The organism is Glutamicibacter sp. AOP38-B1-38 (genome assembly GCF_052377485.1).
In the GTDB taxonomy this organism is placed as follows: Bacteria; Actinomycetota; Actinomycetes; order Actinomycetales; family Micrococcaceae; genus Glutamicibacter.
Genome location: NZ_JBQSWU010000068.1, coordinates 1 through 2,524, shown reverse-complemented (window position 1 = coordinate 2,524; position 2,524 = coordinate 1). Strand labels below are relative to the sequence as shown.

Below are 2,524 nucleotides of genomic sequence, written 5' to 3'. Positions count from 1 at the left end.
CAGGGTTCTGGACATCGGCTAAAAAATAAACTCAACACTCAGCAATGATTCTTCACCCGATACCGCAACACCCGGTCCGTCCCCGGATACCGGGTGCGTGTCTCAGAGAGCCGTTCACACATCTCACCCAACGCCACCGTTTCCCGCCGGGTAGGTAACGGATCCAAGACGACGTCCAAAAAGCCGTCGGTTCGTGGGTCCAAATCCCCACTACCGGTCAACGCTTGACGCACGAACTCATTCGCGTCCTTGAACACAGATCTCAACCCGGTGTGTGAACGAATGTCAGCGACCATGGCCATGGACGCATTGAATGCGGACATCCGCACCGCATGAAGCAACTGCTTATGCTCTGTTTCCAACACCAGTTGTCCCGGATTTACTTCACCTAACGGCAGCCGGGCAGGGATCTTCTCCCACTTCTTTGTAGCCTTGTGCAGTGCTTGTTCCGCTTTGATCACCGGCGCGTTAATCTGATTAACCTCAGCGTTACTGACCACCCGGGTTTCCCCTGGTTCCGGAGTGTTCAACCGCAACATCTGTGCGTCAGCGACGCTGCTCAGCGTGCTCACCACTGCTGCTGCCGCATCTCGTGCTTGCTTCGCTTTCTCTTTCGCCGGGTTCGGCACGCTACGGGTCACGTCATCCACGGTGTGCTGATAGGTGTCGTGGGAGTCCAAAGCAAAGTGCTGGCGGGCGTATCGGAAGTAATTTTCTTGCCGCCAACGCCTGCCGATATGGAAGATCAACTCCCCAGCACTCAACGTAGTATTCGTAGTCAGCAGATGAATCTGGCGATCCGCTTCCCCGGTACTCTCACGCACTTGCTTGCCGGCAGCAACGATCCGGCTGACCTGCCGCATCCCAAACATCCCGTCCACGGTGACGCCAACGGACGGAACCAGCGCCCCTGTTTCATCCGATGCTTCGCCGGCCGCTTCAGCGTTCTTACGGGCCTTGGCATCCACCTCAACCCCGACGACAGTGTCAGCAGCCTGCTTCCACTCATGATCCTGGCCCCACTGATTAGTGAACCTCGCCTTACGGAATATTCCTGGATCAAGGTCCGGGATACTGCCCTTGCGCCAAGTCAATACGTCAAACCCTTGCTCATACAAATACTCGAACAACGCTGGGGACCAGCCTTCACGGTCAAAGCCGATCAGAACCCGCCTCTGGTCACCCACCAGCGCACGCAACTGAGGAACCAGGCCGCGCAGCTCACCGACCAGATTCTTGGACGGCGCGGCCATCACCATGAACACCGGCGCACCAGACGCGTCAGAAACCCACGTTTCCATGGACGCCGGCACCGGATATTTCAGGCGGGTCGAGTACTGCTTACCGATTTTTTTGGACCCTTGGTAGGAGCGTACGTGCCCGTCCACATACAGCAGCAACCCCAGCGCATCGCCCTCACCTGTTGGTTCCGTGCTGGCGAGGTGGTGTTTTCCTAAGGCAACAAGCAGTTCGACTGCATGGGTTTGGGCGGCGAGTTCCTGATGCTTGCGGCGGATGGTTTTTACTTCCGGGGCACGGTCCAACCCCAGAATCCTGCCCAAATCTGCTGGCTTCAACCGCCTCGCGCCTTCGGCGCGTGGCTCCCCGGCCAAGGTGCGCAGCACCGCTTCAAGGATGGTGGTGTTCAGCCCATAAAATCCAGGCTTCAATGCTGAATACACCTGATGAACACAGGACAGCAGACCGGTGGCTTCCAACGCTGGTAATGCGAGCAGTAGTCCGGCGTAGGGGATCTTCGCGGCTGGAGTGAACACCGGGACCGCTTCGGTCAGGGTTCCGGTGGACGCGGCGAGGCGTTCTTCGGTGCGTGGCGCCGGGGTTGGCAGTATCGGTAGTTCTTCTTGGATTGCTTCGGTGAGGTCAGCGGTCCTCAAATCCTGGCCAGGTACTGGTGGTTGGCCAGTGGCGGGGTCCAGCTTCATGGCGCGGCGGACACTGAATTCCGAGACACCGGTTTGCGCGGCAGTTGCCGTCAGAGTCAGGCCGCTGGCGCGTAGCTGTTGAATGCGGGTGATGACCTCTTTGGTGAGTTTGGAGCCGCCTTTCGGTCCACGTTTCTCACTAGTCAACGAGTTCAGGCCGGTGGTGTTCAGCGTGCGGTGCCAGTGCCAAATAGTGTCTTCGATGACGCCGAAGGCGTGGCCTATTTCTGCGGCTGAGGCCGCTTTCATCCGCCACAACGACACAGCTGCTAATCGTTTGGAGGTGTCATCGCCGGTGGTCCAGGAGTGCCAGAGCATTCCGTGGATGAACACTTGCCCGCCGTGATCATCTTCGAGTAAACCTGCCGCGTGTCCGATGGGTATTGCTTCGGGGCGTGGGTTGAAGGTGAGGAAGGGTTCGGCGTTCATATATGCCATCTTTCCACCTCCACGCCCCGACTAGTATGTTCAGTTAAATTCTATCGAAAGTGGGTGTGAATTAATAGAGGTTTAACGCAAAAGATCCCCGATTTCTCGGGGATCTTTTGGTGGGTTCTGTTTGAGCATGTCCAGAACCCTGA

General features: G+C 57.6%; 1 protein-coding gene. It reads right to left on the bottom strand.

Annotated elements, in window-relative coordinates:
• Nucleotides 1-38 precede the first annotated feature (38 nt).
• Nucleotides 39-2,381 (bottom strand): putative transposase, encoded by a 2,343-nt coding sequence (locus tag ACT3TP_RS18565; protein ID WP_105554811.1) that lies wholly within the window; start codon nucleotides 2,379-2,381, stop codon nucleotides 39-41.
• Nucleotides 2,382-2,524 lie beyond the last annotated feature (143 nt).